The sequence below is a fragment of the Streptomyces acidiscabies genome, from assembly GCF_020010905.1.
Taxonomy (GTDB): domain Bacteria; phylum Actinomycetota; class Actinomycetes; order Streptomycetales; family Streptomycetaceae; genus Streptomyces; species Streptomyces acidiscabies.
In genome coordinates, this window is the sequence record NZ_JAGJBY010000002.1 from 4,105,372 (window position 1) to 4,121,594 (window position 16,223).

The 16,223-nt window shown below is 70.2% G+C and carries 15 protein-coding genes and 1 pseudogene; 7 read left to right on the forward strand and 9 right to left on the reverse strand.

The window, feature by feature from the left end:
• Positions 1-24: 24 nt before the first annotated feature.
• From J8M50_RS44515 to J8M50_RS44525, 3 genes are read left to right on the forward strand one after another with little or no spacing between them, the layout of a single operon-like run.
• Positions 25-1,545: a type I-E CRISPR-associated protein Cse1/CasA gene (locus J8M50_RS44515; RefSeq protein WP_223786437.1), complete on the forward strand. Its 1,521-nt coding sequence runs from the start codon at positions 25-27 to the stop codon at positions 1,543-1,545.
• Entirely contained in the window at positions 1,542-2,039 is a 498-nt protein-coding gene (gene casB / locus J8M50_RS44520; protein WP_010361110.1) for a type I-E CRISPR-associated protein Cse2/CasB, read from the forward strand. The genes J8M50_RS44515 and casB overlap by 4 nt, the downstream gene beginning before the upstream one ends.
• 1 nt (position 2,040) lies before the next feature.
• Complete coding sequence (locus J8M50_RS44525; protein ID WP_010361111.1) at positions 2,041-2,583, forward strand: type I-E CRISPR-associated protein Cas7/Cse4/CasC; 543 nt, start codon at positions 2,041-2,043, stop codon at positions 2,581-2,583.
• On the opposite strand, the gene J8M50_RS44530 is transcribed toward J8M50_RS44525, so the two are convergent.
• A complete protein-coding gene (locus J8M50_RS44530; RefSeq protein ID WP_006378747.1) occupies positions 2,568-3,863 on the reverse strand; it encodes an ISAs1-like element IS1629 family transposase in 1,296 nt (431 codons plus the stop codon). The two genes, J8M50_RS44525 and J8M50_RS44530, sit on opposite strands and share 16 nt — an antisense overlap.
• A 168-nt stretch (positions 3,864-4,031) precedes the next feature.
• On the opposite strand from J8M50_RS44530, the gene J8M50_RS44535 reads away from it, so the two are divergent.
• Genes J8M50_RS44535 through J8M50_RS44545 form a run of 3 tightly spaced genes read left to right on the forward strand, consistent with a single transcriptional unit; the run spans position 4,032 to position 6,312 of the window.
• Entirely contained in the window at positions 4,032-4,769 is a 738-nt protein-coding gene (locus tag J8M50_RS44535; protein ID WP_010352191.1) for a type I-E CRISPR-associated protein Cas7/Cse4/CasC, read from the forward strand.
• Positions 4,766-5,614, forward strand: a complete 849-nt coding sequence (gene cas5e / locus J8M50_RS44540) for a type I-E CRISPR-associated protein Cas5/CasD (RefSeq protein WP_010352192.1) — start codon at positions 4,766-4,768, stop codon at positions 5,612-5,614. The genes J8M50_RS44535 and cas5e overlap by 4 nt, the downstream gene beginning before the upstream one ends.
• Positions 5,611-6,312, forward strand: a complete 702-nt coding sequence (locus tag J8M50_RS44545) for a type I-E CRISPR-associated protein Cas6/Cse3/CasE (protein ID WP_010352193.1) — start codon at positions 5,611-5,613, stop codon at positions 6,310-6,312. Before cas5e ends, J8M50_RS44545 begins: the two co-directional genes overlap by 4 nt.
• 27 nt (positions 6,313-6,339) lie before the next feature.
• Here J8M50_RS44545 and J8M50_RS44550 read toward each other — a convergent pair whose 3' ends face one another.
• From J8M50_RS44550 to J8M50_RS44560, 3 genes are read right to left on the reverse strand one after another with little or no spacing between them, the layout of a single operon-like run.
• A complete protein-coding gene (locus J8M50_RS44550) occupies positions 6,340-7,362 on the reverse strand; it encodes an ABC transporter permease (RefSeq protein ID WP_010352195.1) in 1,023 nt (340 codons plus the stop codon).
• A 3-nt stretch (positions 7,363-7,365) separates the two neighbouring features.
• On the reverse strand, positions 7,366-8,886 hold the full coding sequence (locus tag J8M50_RS44555; RefSeq protein WP_040835873.1) for a sugar ABC transporter ATP-binding protein: 1,521 nt from the start codon (positions 8,884-8,886) through the stop codon (positions 7,366-7,368).
• 14 nt (positions 8,887-8,900) lie between these two features.
• A complete protein-coding gene (locus tag J8M50_RS44560; RefSeq protein WP_010352197.1) occupies positions 8,901-9,944 on the reverse strand; it encodes a sugar ABC transporter substrate-binding protein in 1,044 nt (347 codons plus the stop codon).
• A gap of 721 nt (positions 9,945-10,665) precedes the next feature.
• Between J8M50_RS44560 and J8M50_RS44565 the strand changes: the two are divergent.
• A pseudogene (locus tag J8M50_RS44565) lies at positions 10,666-11,319 on the forward strand (enoyl-CoA hydratase/isomerase family protein); the annotation flags it as partial.
• A 22-nt stretch (positions 11,320-11,341) separates the two neighbouring features.
• On the opposite strand, the gene J8M50_RS44570 reads toward J8M50_RS44565, so the two are convergent.
• Genes J8M50_RS44570 through J8M50_RS44590 form a run of 5 tightly spaced genes read right to left on the reverse strand, consistent with a single transcriptional unit; the run spans position 11,342 to position 16,205 of the window.
• A complete protein-coding gene (locus tag J8M50_RS44570) occupies positions 11,342-12,217 on the reverse strand; it encodes an SDR family oxidoreductase (protein WP_010352199.1) in 876 nt (291 codons plus the stop codon).
• Positions 12,214-13,161 carry an acyl-CoA dehydrogenase family protein gene (locus J8M50_RS44575; protein ID WP_010352200.1) on the reverse strand — a complete coding sequence of 316 codons (948 nt, stop codon included), beginning with the start codon at positions 13,159-13,161 and terminating at the stop codon, positions 12,214-12,216. Before J8M50_RS44575 ends, J8M50_RS44570 begins: the two co-directional genes overlap by 4 nt.
• A gap of 4 nt (positions 13,162-13,165) precedes the next feature.
• A complete protein-coding gene (locus J8M50_RS44580) occupies positions 13,166-14,290 on the reverse strand; it encodes an acyl-CoA dehydrogenase family protein (RefSeq protein ID WP_010352201.1) in 1,125 nt (374 codons plus the stop codon).
• A 3-nt stretch (positions 14,291-14,293) separates the two neighbouring features.
• Positions 14,294-15,097 carry an enoyl-CoA hydratase family protein gene (locus J8M50_RS44585; protein WP_010352202.1) on the reverse strand — a complete coding sequence of 268 codons (804 nt, stop codon included), beginning with the start codon at positions 15,095-15,097 and terminating at the stop codon, positions 14,294-14,296.
• A gap of 10 nt (positions 15,098-15,107) precedes the next feature.
• Complete coding sequence (locus tag J8M50_RS44590) at positions 15,108-16,205, reverse strand: NAD(P)H-dependent flavin oxidoreductase (RefSeq protein WP_050987172.1); 1,098 nt, start codon at positions 16,203-16,205, stop codon at positions 15,108-15,110.
• Positions 16,206-16,223: the final 18 nt, after the last annotated feature.

Here is a 16,223-nt window from a genome sequence, read left to right on the forward strand (position 1 = left end):
TGGGACCCGCGCAGAGAGAAGTGCGTGCCGGTGCTGGACGGGGAGGGAAGGCCGGAAGAGGTCACGCTGGTCGCGGCTCTCAGGGACGCCGGCAACCTCCTCGGTATCTCGGCGCCCACCCCTGGCGAGACCGTCGCGCTCCTGGAGTACCTGCTCGCGATCTGCTACTCGTACCCGGAATTCCCCGGCGGCGACGACGAGTTGCGCGAGCTGGTGTACGGGGGCGGCCTCCTCCAGGACGTGGCGAAGTGGCTGGACGAAGAGCAACGCGACGAAGACTGGGACCTCTTCCACTCCACCCAACCTCTAGGCCAGAACTACCTCTTGTCCCCCTACCTCGACGAACACGGCGTAGGCCCCGCCCAGTTGGTCATCGAGCACGCGGGTGACTACAACCAGTTCTTCGACCACCACCACCTGGCCCACCTGACTCCCTTACCCGCGGCAGCCGCCTTCCGCGCGATGCTCACCCAGCACGCCTTCGGCCCGAGCGGACGCGCCCGCATATCCGGCAAGGAAACTCTCGGCCCGGCCCTCACGAACCTCGGCGCCGGACGCCTGAGCGGCCGTATCCGGGTCGTGGCCCTCGGCAGGACCCTCCGGGAAACCCTTCTCGTCAACCTCGCGCCGGTCGAAGGACACCCCGGCACCTTCAACCGCACCTGGACGGTGTCGCCACAACCCCGACGCGGCTTCCGGGCCAAGGCGCAGGGCCGCCACGTGGAAGGTCCGGCAGACCTGCACACCGTCCTCGGGCGCTCGATCCTCCTGCGACCTGCCGTCGACGACAGGGGCGAACTCGTCGTCGACCGGGTCCTGTTGGCCGCCGGAGAAGTACTGGACCCCCTCCCCGCGCACCACATGCGGGACGCGGTCTACGAACAGACGAGGGACGGCACACGCAGGCCGCTGCGTCCGTCACCTTCCCGCGCGCTGTGGTGCGAGGCGCACGCCCTGTACGCGGCGGTGGTCGAGCACCGGGACACCTGGGACCTCTATCACAGGCTCGCCCAACTCAGCGACCTGCGCATCAACTTGTGGGCCGTGGGGATGATCGCCAAGCACACCTCGGTCCTCACCTGGGTCTCCGACACGTTCCCGTTCGTACCGGGCCGCGAAGCAGACCTCCGCCATGCGGCCGAACGGGGTTCGGGGATCGCCGAGTACGTGGCCGGTTGCCTGTCCAGAGCGGCGTACGTCGCCTGGACCATCACTTACCCCAACCCCAAACCCGCCGACAAGCAAGGGCAGTTGGCCCGCTTCGACGCGAGCCCGGAGCACTGGGCACACGCCGCCGACCCCTTCCACACCCTGCTCGAAAGAGTCACGGCCGCCGGAGAGGGCGAGGAGGACGAGGTCCACGCCGCCGTCGTCGAGTACGCGGCCGAACTCGCCCACGCGGCACGGCGGTTCCTGCGCAACCGCCTGGACCCGCTCCCCGCCGATTCACGGGGGCACCGCGCACGAGCCCAGGCGGCCCGCCGTCTCGAAGCCGACTTCACCGGTCCGGCCGCTCCGGACGAACTGAAGGAGGACCCGCAGTGAACCCCGACCCCTCGCAGAGCGCCCAACTCCTCACCCGATGGCTCACCGGCCTCGTACGCAGCCGCGACTACGGCGCGCTCGCCCGGCTGCGCAGGCCGACCATGGAGGAGAAACCCCATATCCAGGCGGGGAACTTCGACGTCGAGCGCCGCGAAGTCTTCGAGCAGGTGGCGTTCCTGTTCGCCGTCTACCACCAGGGCGCCGCCAAGCCCGAACGGGGATACGGCCGTGTGGGCACCGCCGCCCGCAGGATCGGCACCGGCCCCGAGGATCCCGGCGCCTGCCGTCTGGTGGACCGCATCGTCGCGAGCCGCCGTCCGCCCCTGCGCCACCTCCGGCACACCATCGCGCGCCTGCGTTCCTGCGAGAAGCCGCCGCCTCACTGGCCGCGCCTCGCCGATGACTTGACCCGCTGGCGCGACAAGGAAGCACGCATCGCCTACCACTGGGCCCTCGATTTCCACGCTCCGACGCCGAAGAAGGGCATCAACTGACGTGAGTGCACCCGCCCGCCCCCGGTTCCTCTCCCTGCACCTCCTGGAAACTCTCGTCGCCGTCCTGCCCGTGCGTGACGAGAACGGGGCACCGAAGACCATCGTGTACGGCGGTGTGGAACGGCATCTGATCACCAGTCAGGCTCGTCGTCGGGCCGAGCGGATGTATTCGAGGGACCGGGCCAATGCCGGGAAGGGGCCGCTCGTCGAGTACAGCATGGGGGTTCGTACGAGGGAGTGGGCGCTCAAGACCGCCAAGGCCCTGGAAGACAGGCACGGCTGGGAGAGGGAGCGCGCCGTGGCCACGGCGCGTGCTGTGCTTCAGGCGACCGGGCTGAAGTTCGGTGACCCGGCCAAGGCGACCGTCGCGCATCTCACCAAGGTGCTGCTGTTCGCGCCGGCCGATGCGGGGGAGCGGATCGCGGATCACCTGGCGGCGCACGAGGAGAAGGCCGTGGCTTGGGCGGAGGGGTATCGGGAGGCCGAGCAGAGCAGGGCCCCGGCGTTTGCCCGGGTCGTCCGGTTTGATCATGTGATGCCGTAGAGGCTGAGGACGAGGGTGCGTTCGGTGTGGGCTCGGCGGCCGGCGGCGGTGTTGACGTACCCGGCAAGCTTGAGCGCACCGCGGATCAGGTCGCGGACGGCGGCGAGGACTGAGGGCGTGTTGTGGGTCCTGACCTGGGACTTGTCCTCGTTGAAGGTCACATCCCGACACCAGTGGACGGTGTTCTCCACGGTCCAGTGCCCGCGAGCCCATGAAGCGATCTCGGCGGCACTCGCTTCCTCGGCGGGCAGGTCGGTGATGGCGTAGACGGTCTCGCTGGACCACTTCTTCGCTCCGTAGAGACGGCGTCTGCGCTGGATGCGCAGGACCTGGGCCGCGTGGGGAAAGAGCAGGCCGTTGACGGTGACGACCTGGACGAGACGCTGTTCGTGGCGGCCGTGGCCGCGGGCGTCGTCACGGTGGATGACGGGGATCTCCTTCCAGGGCAGGGCGTGGAGCTGACGGGCTTGGCCGCGCTGGTTGTTCTTGATGGTCAGCAGGTAGTGGGCGCCGCGTTCGTGCAGGTAGGTGGCGTGGTCGCGTTGGGCGTGGAGGGCGTCGGCGGTGACGACGGCCCCCTTGAGATCGGCGTCGTCGAGCTGGTCGAGCAGGGGTTGGAACTCGGGGATTTCGTTGGTCTTCGCGCCGATCTCGCGGGAGGCGAGGGTGATGCCGTCGCCGTGCCGGACGGCGGAGAGCACGAAGACGCGGCTGCCGTCCGGGCGCTTCGCACTGCGCAGGCACTTGCCGTCCACCGCGATGGCCCGGCGCCGGGAGCGCACCGGTTCGGCGCGGGCGGCCGCCCGGTGGGCGCGGCGCTGTTCGCGTTCGATGCCGCCGTCGGGCATGAGCGGCTCGGGAGAGTGGGACACCGTGGACAGCAGGGGCCGCAGGTGGTCGTAGCCGGCCGCGCTGACCTCACCGGGATCGAGCCGCCCCAGAACGGTGCGCAAGGTCTTCTCGCTCGGGATCCGGTAGCGGCCGCGCAACGGATGGTAGGGCAGACCGAAAGCGGCCAGTTCCTCAGGCGTCGCACGTCGGCACCACTCCGCCGCCGCGGTGATGGAGTCATGGCCCGCCGGGGTCATCGCACAGACCACCAGGGCCAGCAGCGAGGAGACCCGGTAGCGCACCCCGCACGCCCCGCGAGGATCGGTGACCGACTCGAACTCGGCAACCAGGCCGCGGACTTGGTCTCGCGCGGCATCCGAGCCGAGGGCCTCCAGGCGGGGCGCCGGAGAGACGGGAACGACGGCAGGGGATGATGGAGGAACGAACACGGCACCTTCGTGGATCTTGCAGCGTAGAGAACTCCATGATCCACAGGTGCCGTGTTCATCTGCTTCCGAGGCCCGCCAGCATGATCAACCGGCCCAGGCCGGGGCGATCCGGGCAAACGCCGGGGCCCTGCCGAGCAGAGGCGGGGGAAGAGGAGCGCTTCCGGCGACGTGAAGCTTCCGGCTCTGGAAAAAGCCACGCGGAACGCCGTACTCACCGCATTGGCTCCCCGCGATGCCATTGATATCGCCCTCTACGGTCGGTTCCTCGCCGAGATCCCCGATTCGCCCAATGTGGACGGGGCGATCCAGAGCGGTCACGCCTTTACCGTTCATGAGGCGGAGGCGACCGATGATTTCTATGCCGCAGCCGATGACGCGAAGATCGACCGGAAGAACAACGCGCTGGACTTTCTCGACGCGGCGGACGACGCGGGGGCCGGGATGACGGGGTATCAGTCGTTGATCTCGGGGACGTTCTACCGGCATGCGGTGCTGGATCGGCACACGCTGCGGAGCAATCTGCGGGCGGCGGGAATGGGAGAGGCGGATGCCGAGGTCGCGGCCGAGGCCGCGGAGGCGGAGTTCGTGGATGCGTTCGTGAACGCGTTTCCGCAGGCGAAGAAGAATTCGACGGCTTCCACAGGGTCGTTGCCCGTGCTGGTGCTGGCTTTCGAGGGGAGCCGTCCGTTCAATTACGCCGGGGCTTTCCAGAGGCCGATCGATGAGACCGACGGGCCTGCGGGGGAGAAGGCCGTACGGGTATTGATGGGGCACCATCGGTTCGTACGGGGGAAGCGGGACGACATCACCGAAGGGCGCGTGCTCACCTACGATCCGGTGATGCACGCCGTTCTTGAGGAACTCGGTATCTCCGACGTCGACTCCGTCCGGGATCTCGTCCGATGAGCACCCACACGCTCCTCATCCGGCTCGCCGGGCCCCTGCAGTCCTGGGGCACCATCTCCCGGTTCGCCGCCCGCAGGGACACCCACAGCCGGCCCACGAAATCGGCGGTGATCGGGATGTGCGCGGCGGCCCTCGGCCTGGAACGGACGGCGGACCTGAGCCGACTCGCCTCCCTGCGCTACGGAGTCCGCGCCGACCACCCCGGCACGCCCACCCGCGATTTCCACCTGGTCGGAGCGGGCCGCTTCCCCGTCCGACCCCGGGACATCATCACCGACCACCGCAGAGCCGCCGCCCTCGCCGTGAGCATGGCCGACGCGGAAGGAGACGCGTTCGGGCGGCACGAACTGGACGGATGGTACGGCGCGCCCAAGTACGTCGGCACGGACCCTGATTCGGGCGCTCTGGTCTCGAGGCAGCTCGTGCGCAACGGACTTGTGACCGAGCGCTGGTATCTGGCGGACGCGGCGTTCGTGGCGGCGCTGGAGCACACGGACGCCGGGTTCCTCCGGACCGTGGCGACGGCGCTCGAACACCCCGCGCGGCTGCTGTGGTTGGGCCGCAAGGCGTGCCCGCCGTCCGGGACACTCGCCGGTCCCCTCCAACAGGGCACGATCCAGGACGTGTTCAGCACCACGGCTCTCCTCCAGGCCGACGGACCTGCTCCCTCACCCCGGCCATGGGCGTGGATCCAAGCGGACCCGGCGACTCCCGGAGCCTCCCCCGTCCAGGACCAGCCCGTCACCTTCGACGCCAACGGGCCCGTACACGCGACCCGTTGGGAGATCCGGACCCGGATCGTCATCGCCGCCGACGCCACCGAATGGGAGGGTGTGATCCGATGACCGCCCGGTTCGTCGCCACCCACAGCATCCTGAGCCTCGACACCAGCCACCTGTACACCGCCAAGTCCCTCATCGACGCCCAGGACATGCACCGCACGGTGATGAGCGGCTTCCGGGGCTGGGGCACGGACGGTGACCCCGACGCGCGGGCCCAGATGGGCGTGTTGTCGACCTGGTCGGTGGACCTCAAGGCGGGCGTCCTCGTCCTGGTCGTCCAGTCGAGGGTCCCAGGCGACTGGACGGGCATGCCCAAGGGCGCGCTCACCGCGAAACCCCACGTCATCACGGTGGACCGCACATTCCGCGCCGGGGACGCGCTGACGTTCCGTACGGTGGTGAACCCGACCTACAGCCGCCTGTCCGGCCCGCCGGGCAACCGTCCCCGGGGCCGCCGCGCCCCGCACACCCGCCCGGACCACGTCAGGAACTGGTTCCTCGACCGCCTCCAGCGGCCCGGCGAACCGGCGAAGTCCCCGTACGGCGTCCCGCGCATCGGCGCGACCGCCGAACCGGACGCCCTGTCCGTACGGATGCTCCCCGCCGCCTCCAGCGCGGGCCCGCACGAGGGCCTGCGCCTCGCGCGCGCCGAGATCCGGGGCACGTTCACGGTCACCGACCCGGCCGCGCTGGTGGAGGCGCTGACGCAGGGCGTGGGGCGCGGACGGGCCTACGGGTGCGGGCTGTTGCTCGCCAGGTAGCTCAACCGGACCGCCGGACCGGCTAGTTCACTCCTGCTTCTCTCCCGACGCGAACCGCGACACGATCAGCGCCACGATGATGATGACGCCGTTGAGGAACTGGTTCCACAGCGGTGGTACCCCCGCCAACGTCATGACATTGACGACGAGTTGGAGCGTCAGCACCCCGGTGAGGGCCCCGAACACGGAGCCCTTGCCGCCGTTGAGGCTCACCCCGCCGATCACGGTCGCGGCGAACACCTGGAAGATCCAGCCGCTGCCCTGCGTCGCGGAGATGGACCCGTAGTGCCCGCTGTAGAGGATCCCGGCGAACGCGGCGAGCACGCTGCCGACGACGAGGACGATCCAGACGATGCGGTCGACGCGGATACCGGCGGTACGGGCCGCCTCCTGGTTCCCGCCGATCGCGTAGAGCGCCCGCCCGTGCCGCAGCCACGCCAACGCCCCGCCCCCGAGGGCGAACAGCACCCCGCACACCCAGACGGCGGCGGGCAGCCCGGCCCACGACGTACGGCCGAGGTAGGTGAACGACGGCGGCAGGTCGACGATCGACTGACCGTCGGACAGGGCGACTTGGAGCCCGCGCAGCATGGTGAGCGCGCCGAGCGTGACGATGAACCCGTTGAGCCGCAGCTTCAGGATCAGGAACCCGTTCACGGCCCCGATGACCGCGCCGACGAGGAGACACACCGGGATCGCCGTCCAGCCCGGCAGCAGATCGACCCCGTTGAACCGCCCGCCGCTGCTCGGCAGCACCAGCCAGACGGCGATCACCGGAGCCACCCCGATCGTGGACTCCAGCGACAGGTCCATCCGCCCGCTGATCAGGATGAAGGTCGTCGCCAGCACCAACAGGCTGAGTTCCGTGGACTGTTGGAGCACCCCGATCAGGTTGTCGGAGGTGAGGAAGGCGGGCGAGACGATGAACCCGATCAGCATCAGGACGAGGATGACCGGTACGAGGGACAGGTCCCGGAAGCGGCCCAGATCGAGCCGGGAGAGCCCGGCCGCCTTCGTCGGAGGCGGCGTCACTTCGGTGGTCACGGACATGGTTTACCTCCCCAAGGCGTCGGCGACGCCCTCGATGGCGGCGACCATCTCCTCGTCCCGCCACCCCGGCGTGAACTCGGCGACCACCCGCCCGTGGAACATGACGACGACCCGGTCGCACACCCGCAGATCGTCCAGCTCGTCGGAGACGATCAGCGCGGCCTTCCCGCCGTCGGCGATCCCCCGGACCGTGCCCAACAGGAACTCCTTGGACTTGACGTCGACCCCGTTCGTGGGCCGGATCGCGACCAGCACATCGGGGTCGGTCGCCAACGCCCGTGCCACGACGACCTTCTGCTGGTTCCCGCCGGACAGCGCGGCGACCGGCGTCGAGGCTCCGGGCGTCTTGATGTCCAGCTCCCGGATCACCCGCCCCGCGAACTCCCGTGTTCGGGACGGCAGTACGGTCCCGAACGGCCCGAGCTGATCGGTGACCGTGAGCGTCGCGTTCTCGGCGACACTCCGCCCGGTGACCAGCCCCTGAGCATGCCGGTCCTCGGGCACCAGCCCGACCCCGGCGGCCAGCGCCGACGGCACACTCCCGGTCCGCACGACCTGTCCGCGTACGGCGACCTGCCCGCCCCGCGCCTTGTGTAGCCCCGCGATGGCCTCGCCCACCTGCACGTTCCCGCTCGCGGCCGACCCGGCGAGCCCGACCACCTCACCGGACTGCACGGCCAGGGAGAAGTCCTCGCACACGCCCGGAAGCGTGAGGCCGGAGACGGTCAGCAACTCGGTGGAAGCGGTTGCGGTCCGTTGCCGGGGCACCGCGACCGGCATCGCCGCCGACTCGCCCGTCATCGCCTCCACCAGCTCCCGGTGCCCCAACTCGGCGACCGGCGCGGTCAGTACGTGCGTCGCGTCCCGGTACACGGTGACCGTCGTGCAGAGGTCGTACACCTCCTGGAGGTGGTGCGAGATGAACAGGAACGCGACGCCCTGCTCCCGCAGTTCACGGAGTTTCGCGAACAGCCGGGTGATGCCCCGCGCGTCGAGCTTCGCCGTCGGCTCGTCCAGGATGATGAACCGCGCGCCGAACGACAGGGCTCGCGCGATCTCCACGAACTGCCGCTGCTCGACGGTGAGTTCCTTCGCCTGTACGGCGGGGTCGACGTCGACCCCGTACTCGGTCAGCAACTCCTGTGCCCGCTCCCGCAGTTGCCGCCAGCGGATCGGGCGTACGGCGCTCGCGCTCTGCCGGTTCAGGAAGAGGTTCTCGGCGACGGTCAACTCGTCGAGGATCGTGGAGCGTTGATAGACGCAGGCGACCCGGGAACGCCACGCGTCGAGGTCGCCCGGCGCCGGTGCCGGGGCGCCGGAGAAGCGCAGGGTGCCCGCGTCCGCGCGCTGGATGCCGGTGAGCAGCGAGACGAGGGTCGACTTGCCCGCGCCATTGCGGCCGACCAGAGCGTGGGACTCGCCCGGGGCGACGGCGATGTGCGCGTCGCGCAGGGCGACCGTCGCCCCGAACCGTTTGGAGACCCCGATGGCTTCGGCCACCGGGGTGGTGCTGGTGTCCGTCATGCCGTTCCCCCGCATCAGCCGATGTTGTTTCCCCACAGCGTGGCGTCGTCGACGTTCGCCTTGGTCACCAGCGGAGCCGGAAGCTGGTCCTCAAGTCCATTGGGAATCTTGATGATGGTCGACCCGTGGTCGGTGGGGCCCGGCGTGAACGTCTTCCCCTCGGTCGCCGCCTTCGCGTAGTACAGCGCGTACTTGGCGTACAGGTCGGCGGGCTGGGAGACCGTCGCGTCGATCTGGCCCTTGCGGATCGCGTCGAGCTCCTGCGGGATGCCGTCGTTGGAGACGATGCTGATGTGGCCCGGCTGCCCCGGCGGCTTGAGCAGCTTCTTCTGCTCCAGGAGCGCCAGCGTCGGCTGGAGGAAGGCGCCCCCGGCCTGCATGTAGATGCCGTTCAGGTCCGGGTGCTGGGCCAGCAGCGACTGGAGCTTCGCCGAGGCGACGTCGCCCTTCCAGTCCGTCGGCAGCTCGAACACTTGGATCTTCGGGAACTTCGCCTTCATGCACGCCGCGAACGCCTCCGAGCGGTCACGCCCGTTGATGGAGTCCAACGCCCCCTGGAACTCGGCGACTTTGCCCTGCCCGCCGAGCTGCTTGCCCAGGAACTCGCACGCCTTCGTGCCGTACGCCTTGTTGTCCGCGCGCACCACCATGTAGACGTCGCCCTTGTCGGGCCGCGTGTCGACGCTGACCACCGGGATCTTCGCCGCCGACAGGCTGTCCAGCGTGGACGAGATCGCGCCCGTGTCCTGCGGCGCCATCACCACCGCCTTGGCGCCCGTGTTGCGGAACACCTGGACGTTCGCGACGAGTTTGGTCACGTCGTTCTGCGAATTGCTCAGCGGCAGCGCGTCGATACCGTCGGTCTTGATGTCCTTCTTGAGGTACTGCGCGTAGGAATTCCAGAAGTCGGTGTCGGAGCGCGGCAGATCGATCCCGACGGGGGACTTGTCGCCCGTCGAGGACGAGTCGGAGCTGTCGCGGTTGCAGGCGGTGGCGAGGGCGAGCGCCGCGAGGACGGCGGTGGCGGCTGCGGTCGAGCGGATACGAGCGGGCGTCATTGGCCGTGTTCTCCCCTGAGCCGTGATTCCTCCGATGTATCTCGGAATGCCGAGGACGTTACGATGCCGTCGCCCGCAGTGACAAGACTCGGGTCGGCTTCAATTCGGCTAACGGACATGAACGTTTGAGGATCGGCCGGACGGGTGATCACCTCTAGTGGATCTCGCTACACATCCGATGACTGACCTGCGATGAATGTCCGCCGCACGAACTCGGCCGACGGTTGAGGCTCCGCCCGGCGGCCACAGGGGCGGGCCCTCGGCGTGACGGGTCGGCAGGGGCACTCCGCTGCGCGCCCGGTCCTTCGCCTCGGACCGGTCGATCATGCCCGGATGCTGGACCGGGGGCCTGTCGGCGACCACAGTGAACACCGTGATTTCTGTAGCCGACCTTGCGGCGGGCGCCGCTGACATGGGCCTTCTGGACAGGGACGGGCACCCGCATCGGGCCCTTCTCGTCGTGGACCTGGACCGTCCGGCGACGGACGCGGAGGTGCGGGAGGCCGGGCGCCGGGCCCGGGAAGGGGAACGGCTGCTGGTCGGCCGTGGTGTGCGTGCCGGGCACCCTCTGTCGGCGGAGCTGGACCTCACCGTCGTAGGTACGGGCAGTGGGCAGCGCGACTGCGTCGTGGTCGAAGAGCCTTACGCCGAGGCGGAGTTGCTGCGCGATCGGGTCGAAGCGCAGCCGCAGGCGGCTCTGATGCTCCGTCAACTGCTGCGGATGGAGCTGCCGGTGCGGCAGGCCCTGGAGGCGGAGTCGCTCGCTTACTCGACATTGCTGGGGAGTTCGGGGTTCCGGGCTTGGCGGGAGAGCAGGGCGGTGCGTGACGTGCCGGTGGCCGAGGAACCGGTGCTGGTGGACCGGGAGGGTGGCTTTCTGCGGATCACCCTCAACCATCCCGCCCGGCGCAACTCCCACAGTGCTCAGATGCGGGATGCGCTGACTGCCGCCGTGGACTTGGCCGTTCAGGATCTGAGCATTCGGGAGGTGGTCCTCGACGCCAACGGTCCCGAGTTCAGCTCGGGCGGTGATCTGGACGAGTTCGGTACGGTCGCCGACCTGGCCACGGCTCACCTGATCCGGACGAGCGCGAGTGCCGCGCGTCGGCTGCACGCCGTCCGGGATCGGCTGACGTCCAGGATCCACGGCCGCTGCATCGGCGCCGGCATCGAGCTGCCGGCCTTTGCCGGGAGGGTGGTTGCGGCACCGGACACGCGCATCCGGCTCCCGGAACTGGACCTGGGGCTGATCCCCGGCGCCGGAGGGACCGTGAGCATCCCGCGCCGGATCGGGCGGCACCGGACGCTGTATCTGGTGCTGTCCGGGCGGGAATTGGAGGCCGGTACGGCGTTGGAGTGGGGGCTGGTGGACTCCGTCAGCTCCCGTACACCGGAGGTCAGCTCCCGTACACCGGAGCCGGATCGGGCGCCCGGTTCAGCAACTCGCTTACCGCCGGGCCCACTTCAGCCGCCGTCCACCGCCGATCCCGCTCGGCCCGAGGCCCGTGCTGCCACCCGTCCGCCACACTGATGACTCCGCCCTCGACCTCGAAGACCCGGCCTGTCACCTCGGCCGATTCGGTGGAGGCCAGCCAGACCACGAGGGGGGAGACGTTCGCGGGGTGCATGGTGTCGAAGCCCGTTTCCGGGGCCCGCATTTGGTCGGCGAACGCCTCGACGGCTTCGGTCATCGGGGTTCGCGCGGAGGGGGCGATCGCGTTCACGGTCACGCCGTAGCGGGCGAGTTCGGCCGCCGCGATGATGGTGAGCGCGGCGATGCCTGCCTTCGCGGCGCCATAGTTTCCCTGGCCCACGCTTCCCAACAGGCCTGCGCCGGACGTGGTGTTGATGATGCGGGCTTGGACCGGGTGGCCGTTCTTCGCGCTGGTGCGCCAGTAGGCGGCGGCGTGGTGCAAGGGGGCCGCGTGACCCTTGAGGTTCACCCTGAGGGCAGTGTCCCAGTCGGCCTCCGTCATCGACACCAACATCCGGTCGCGGTTGATGCCCGCGTTGTTCACCAGGGCGTCCAGCGTGCCGAACTCTTCTACGGCCCGGTGGATCAAGGACTCGGCGTACGTCCAGTCGCTGATGTCACCCACGTCGGCCACCGCCGCGCCGCCGCTCGTGGTGATCTCCTCCGCGACCGATTTCGCGGCCTCGCTCAGGTCGTTGACGACGACGACGGCGCCCTCGGCGGCCAGGGCGAGGGCGTGTTCGCGGCCGAGGCCCTGGCCCGCGCCGGTGACTATGGCTACTCGGTTCCGGCAGATCATGATGCGTCTCCTCGGGGTTGGGAGAGGCCCAACCGGGTTGCTATCAGGGCCCGGTGGTGTGCGGGGCCGCCCCAGTCCGCCGCAAGTGCCCACGCCCGCTTGGCGTAGCGGTGCAAGTCGTATTCCGTGGTGTAGCCGATCGCGCCGTGGCACTGGATCGCCGCCCGCGCGGTCTTCCGGGCCGCCTCCGAGGCCAACACCTTTGCCGCTGACGTCCGTACGTCCGCGTCGGCGTCCCCGGCGGCCTGCGCCCACCCCGCCGCGAGGACCGACGCACGGGCGAACCGCAACGCCACCAGGGCGTCGGCCAACGTGTGCTTCACCGCCTGGAACGAGCCGACCGGCACGCCGAACTGCTCCCGCTCCCGCACGTACGCGACGGTCAGCTCGGCCATCCGGGTCCCGAGGCCCACGAGCAGACCTGACGTGGCCAACACCCCCCGCCGCCGGGCCACTTCGAGCACGGAGGGATCGTCGGTGAGCAGCACTCCACCCCGGGCCGGGGCCGTGACACGCGCCAACTGCCGTGTCGCGTCCACCGATTCGAGGGGCTCGATATCCAACTCCTCGCGCCGGAACAGCCGTATCCGACCGGCCGCCGCGAGAGCGACGAGATCCGCTCGGGCCGCGAACGGCACCGGTGCGCCCTCGGAGAAGGAGACGGTCAGCAGAGCCGAACCGTCCAACACCTCGGCCAGCAACGGGAGTTCGGCCAACAGAGGGGCGCCGACAGCGATCGTCTCGGCGGCCGGGACCGGTACCCCGCTGTGCCCCAGCCTCTCCATCAGCGGTGGCAGACAGTTCTCGTCGAGTCCCGCCTCGCCGGGTACGAGTGCGCCGAGCGCCCCTACCTCCGCGAGCATCCGCCATACGTCAGGTTTCGCCAGCACCCCGCCCGCCGCCTCGGCGAGCGCCGCGTCCACCTCGGTCACGGAGAAACGCACCCGCTCACCTCCTGGGGAGTCCGAGCAGGCGCTCGGCGACGATGTTGCGCTGGATCTCGTTCGTGCCGGCGTAGAGGGGACCGGCGAGCGAGAAGAGGAAACCCTTGCTCCAGGGTCCGGCCAACTCGGCGTCGGGGCCGAGGAGTTCGGTGGCCGTCTCGTGCAGGCGGACGTCCAGCTCGGACCAGAAGAGCTTGTTGAGGCTGGCCTCGGCGCCGACCTCGCGGCCGTCGGTGATCGCGGTGACCTGCTCCAGGGTGAACCACTGGTACGCCTGCGCGTCGATCCACGCCTGCACGACGTCGTCCCGGTGGGGCCCGGCGCCCACGGACTTGGCCAGGTCCACCAGGCGGTCGGCGGTGTGCAGGAAGCGGCCGGGGGAGCGGAGCGTCAAACCGCGTTCGGAGCCCGTGGTGGCCATGGCGACCGTCCAGCCCTGGCCCACCTCGCCGAGTACGTCCGAGTCCGGTACGAAGACGTCGTCCAGGTAGACGTCCGCGAACCCCTCGTCCCCGTCGAGGCGTTGGAAGCCTCGGACCGTCACGCCGGGGGCGTCGAGCGGGAGCAGGAAGTAGGTGAGGCCGCGATGCCGGTCCGCGTCGGGGTCGGTGCGGAACAGGCCGAAGAGGTGGGTGCAGAAGGCGCCGCGCGTGGTCCACGTCTTGTGGCCGGTGAGCCGCCAGCCACCGTCGACACGGGCCGCACGGCTGCGGATCGCCGCGAGGTCGCTGCCCGCTCCGGGCTCCGACCAGCCCTGCGCCCAGAGGTCCTCGGCCGCCGCCAACCTCGGGAGGAGACGGGCCTGTTGCTCGGGGGTGCCGTACCGGAAGATCGTGGGGGCCAGCAGGAAGATCCCGTTCTGGGTGACCCGGGCCGGTGCGCCCGCCCGGTAGTACTCCTCCTCGAAGATCAGCCACTCCCACAGCGACGCACCCCGCCCGCCGTACTCCTCCGGCCACGACACGACCGACCAGCGGGCCGCGAACAGCTCACGTTCCCAGCCGAGATGGGCGGCGAAGCCGTCGCGGGTGTCGCCGGACGGCAAGGGGGGCGACGGCACATGCGCGGCCAGCCAGTCGCGGGCTTCCTGGCGGAACGCGTCCTCTTCGGGGCTCCAGGTCAGGTCCATGGGCTACTCCCCGGAGCCGGAGCCGGAGCCGGAGCCGGAGCCGGAGCCGGAGCCGGTGTCGGTGGCGCTGTCGGTGGCGAGTCCGAACCTCTCCTCCCGGGTCACCCCCGACAGGTTCATCTCGAACGTGAACCCCTGCTCATACCGGTAACTCCGCTTCACATCCCACAAGTCGATCCCGTTGAACGCCTCCTTCGCCGCCCGGATCACCGCCGGATGCTTCCCCGCGATCTCGGCGGCCACCTCCAACGCCCGCGCCCGCAGCGACGGTTGGGGCACGACGTCCAACACCGAGCCGTACGCGTGGAGTTCAGCGGCCGTCGCCGTCGCGCACGTGTACATCATCGCCCGCGCCCGATGCCCCGGCACCAGCCGAGACAGATGCGTACCCGCCCCCAACGCCCCCCGGTCCACCTCGGGCAGCCCGAAGTACGCGTCCTCCGAGGCGATCACGAGGTCCGAGTTGCCGACCAGCCCGATCCCCCCGCCCAGACAGAACCCGTGCACGGCCGCGACGACGGGCACAGCACACTCGTACACGGCGGCGAACGCGGCGAAGCAGCTCCGGTTCACCTCGACGATCGCCCCCTCGCCCCGCAACTCCTTGATGTCCACACCGGCGTTGAAGCCCCGGCCCTCCGCCCGCAGCACGACGACCCGTACGGCGGGGTCCCGGCCGAGCCCCGTCACCGCGTCCGCGAGGGCGTACCACCCCGCCACGGGAAGCGCGTTGACCGGCGGCCGGTCGACGACGACTTCGGCGACGCCCCGCTCGTCGACGGTCGTGGCGATGAACTCGGCACCCATGGAAGCCCCTTCACCCGGTGAAGCCGGTAGGCCCGGCGGACTCGGAGCCGCCGGGAATCTCCGCGAACCCCGTCAGCCGCGCGAGCACGGCTTCCGCCTCCGCCACGATCCGCTCGATCAACTCCTTGCAACTGGGCAGATCCTCGATCACCCCGGCCACCTGCCCCGACGCCAGCGTCCCGAGATCCACCCGCCCCTCGACCATCGACGCCCGCAGCATCATCGGCGTGTTCGCGGCCATCAGCACCTGCGACCACCCCAGCTCATGCCCCCGCCGCATCGCGAGGCCCTCCCGGACCATGGCGGACCAAGGAATGCCCGAACTCCGGTGAAACGCCGACGCGTTGCGCACAGACCGCCAAGCCCGGCCGGGCGCCCGCTCCCGCAACAGCCGTTCGACCAACTCCGTCCGCAACACCCTTTGCGGAACCCCGTCGAGGACCCGCGTCACAACCGTCCCGTCCACCCCCCGCCGCAGATACTCCGCCTTCACCGCGCCCGGCACCGTACTGTCACTGGTCAGCAGGAACCGCGTCCCCATCGCGACCCCCACGGCCCCCATCGCGAGCGCCGCCACCAGCCCCCGCCCGTCCCGGAACCCGCCCGCCGCGATCACCGGAATGTCCACCGCGTCCACGACCTGCGGCACCAGGATCGACGTAGGCACGCCCCCGGTGTGCCCGCCCCCCTCACCCCCCTGCACGACAACGGCGTCCACCCCCCACCCCGCCACCTTCTCCGCATGCCGCCGAGCCCCCACGGACGGCACGACGACCAGCCCGCCCTCCTTGAGCCGCCGGATCACCCGCTCCTGCGGCGCGAGCGCGAACGACGCGACCCGCACCCCCTCCCGCACCAGCAACTCCCCGCGCTCCAGCACATCCGGCGCGTCCCCGCGCAGATTCACCCCGAACGGCGCGTCGGTCCGCTCGCGCACCGCGCGGATCGCGTCCCGGGTCTCCTCCAGGGTCAGCGTCGCGCCGGCGAGGATCCCGAGCCCCCCGGCAGCCGCCGTGGCCGCCGTCAGCTCGGGCCCGCTGACGTACCCCATCCCGGTCTGCACGATCGGATATCGCACCCCGGCCAGTTCGCACAGCGGCGTGTGCAGTCCCACAACGGGCCCTCC

What these genes read in the sequence shown, in the direction of transcription:
- cas5e (WP_010352192.1), top strand. Translation starts at nt 4,766, where the DNA reads ATGAGCACCCACACGCTCCTCATCCGGCTCGCCGGGCCCCTGCAGTCC.
- J8M50_RS44545 (WP_010352193.1), top strand. Translation starts at nt 5,611, where the DNA reads ATGACCGCCCGGTTCGTCGCCACCCACAGCATCCTGAGCCTCGACACC.
- J8M50_RS44550 (WP_010352195.1), bottom strand. Translation starts at nt 7,362, where the DNA reads ATGTCCGTGACCACCGAAGTGACGCCGCCTCCGACGAAGGCGGCCGGG.
- J8M50_RS44555 (WP_040835873.1), bottom strand. Translation starts at nt 8,886, where the DNA reads ATGACGGACACCAGCACCACCCCGGTGGCCGAAGCCATCGGGGTCTCC.
- J8M50_RS44560 (WP_010352197.1), bottom strand. Translation starts at nt 9,944, where the DNA reads ATGACGCCCGCTCGTATCCGCTCGACCGCAGCCGCCACCGCCGTCCTC.
- J8M50_RS44570 (WP_010352199.1), bottom strand. Translation starts at nt 12,217, where the DNA reads ATGATCTGCCGGAACCGAGTAGCCATAGTCACCGGCGCGGGCCAGGGC.
- J8M50_RS44580 (WP_010352201.1), bottom strand. Translation starts at nt 14,290, where the DNA reads ATGGACCTGACCTGGAGCCCCGAAGAGGACGCGTTCCGCCAGGAAGCC.
- J8M50_RS44585 (WP_010352202.1), bottom strand. Translation starts at nt 15,097, where the DNA reads ATGGGTGCCGAGTTCATCGCCACGACCGTCGACGAGCGGGGCGTCGCC.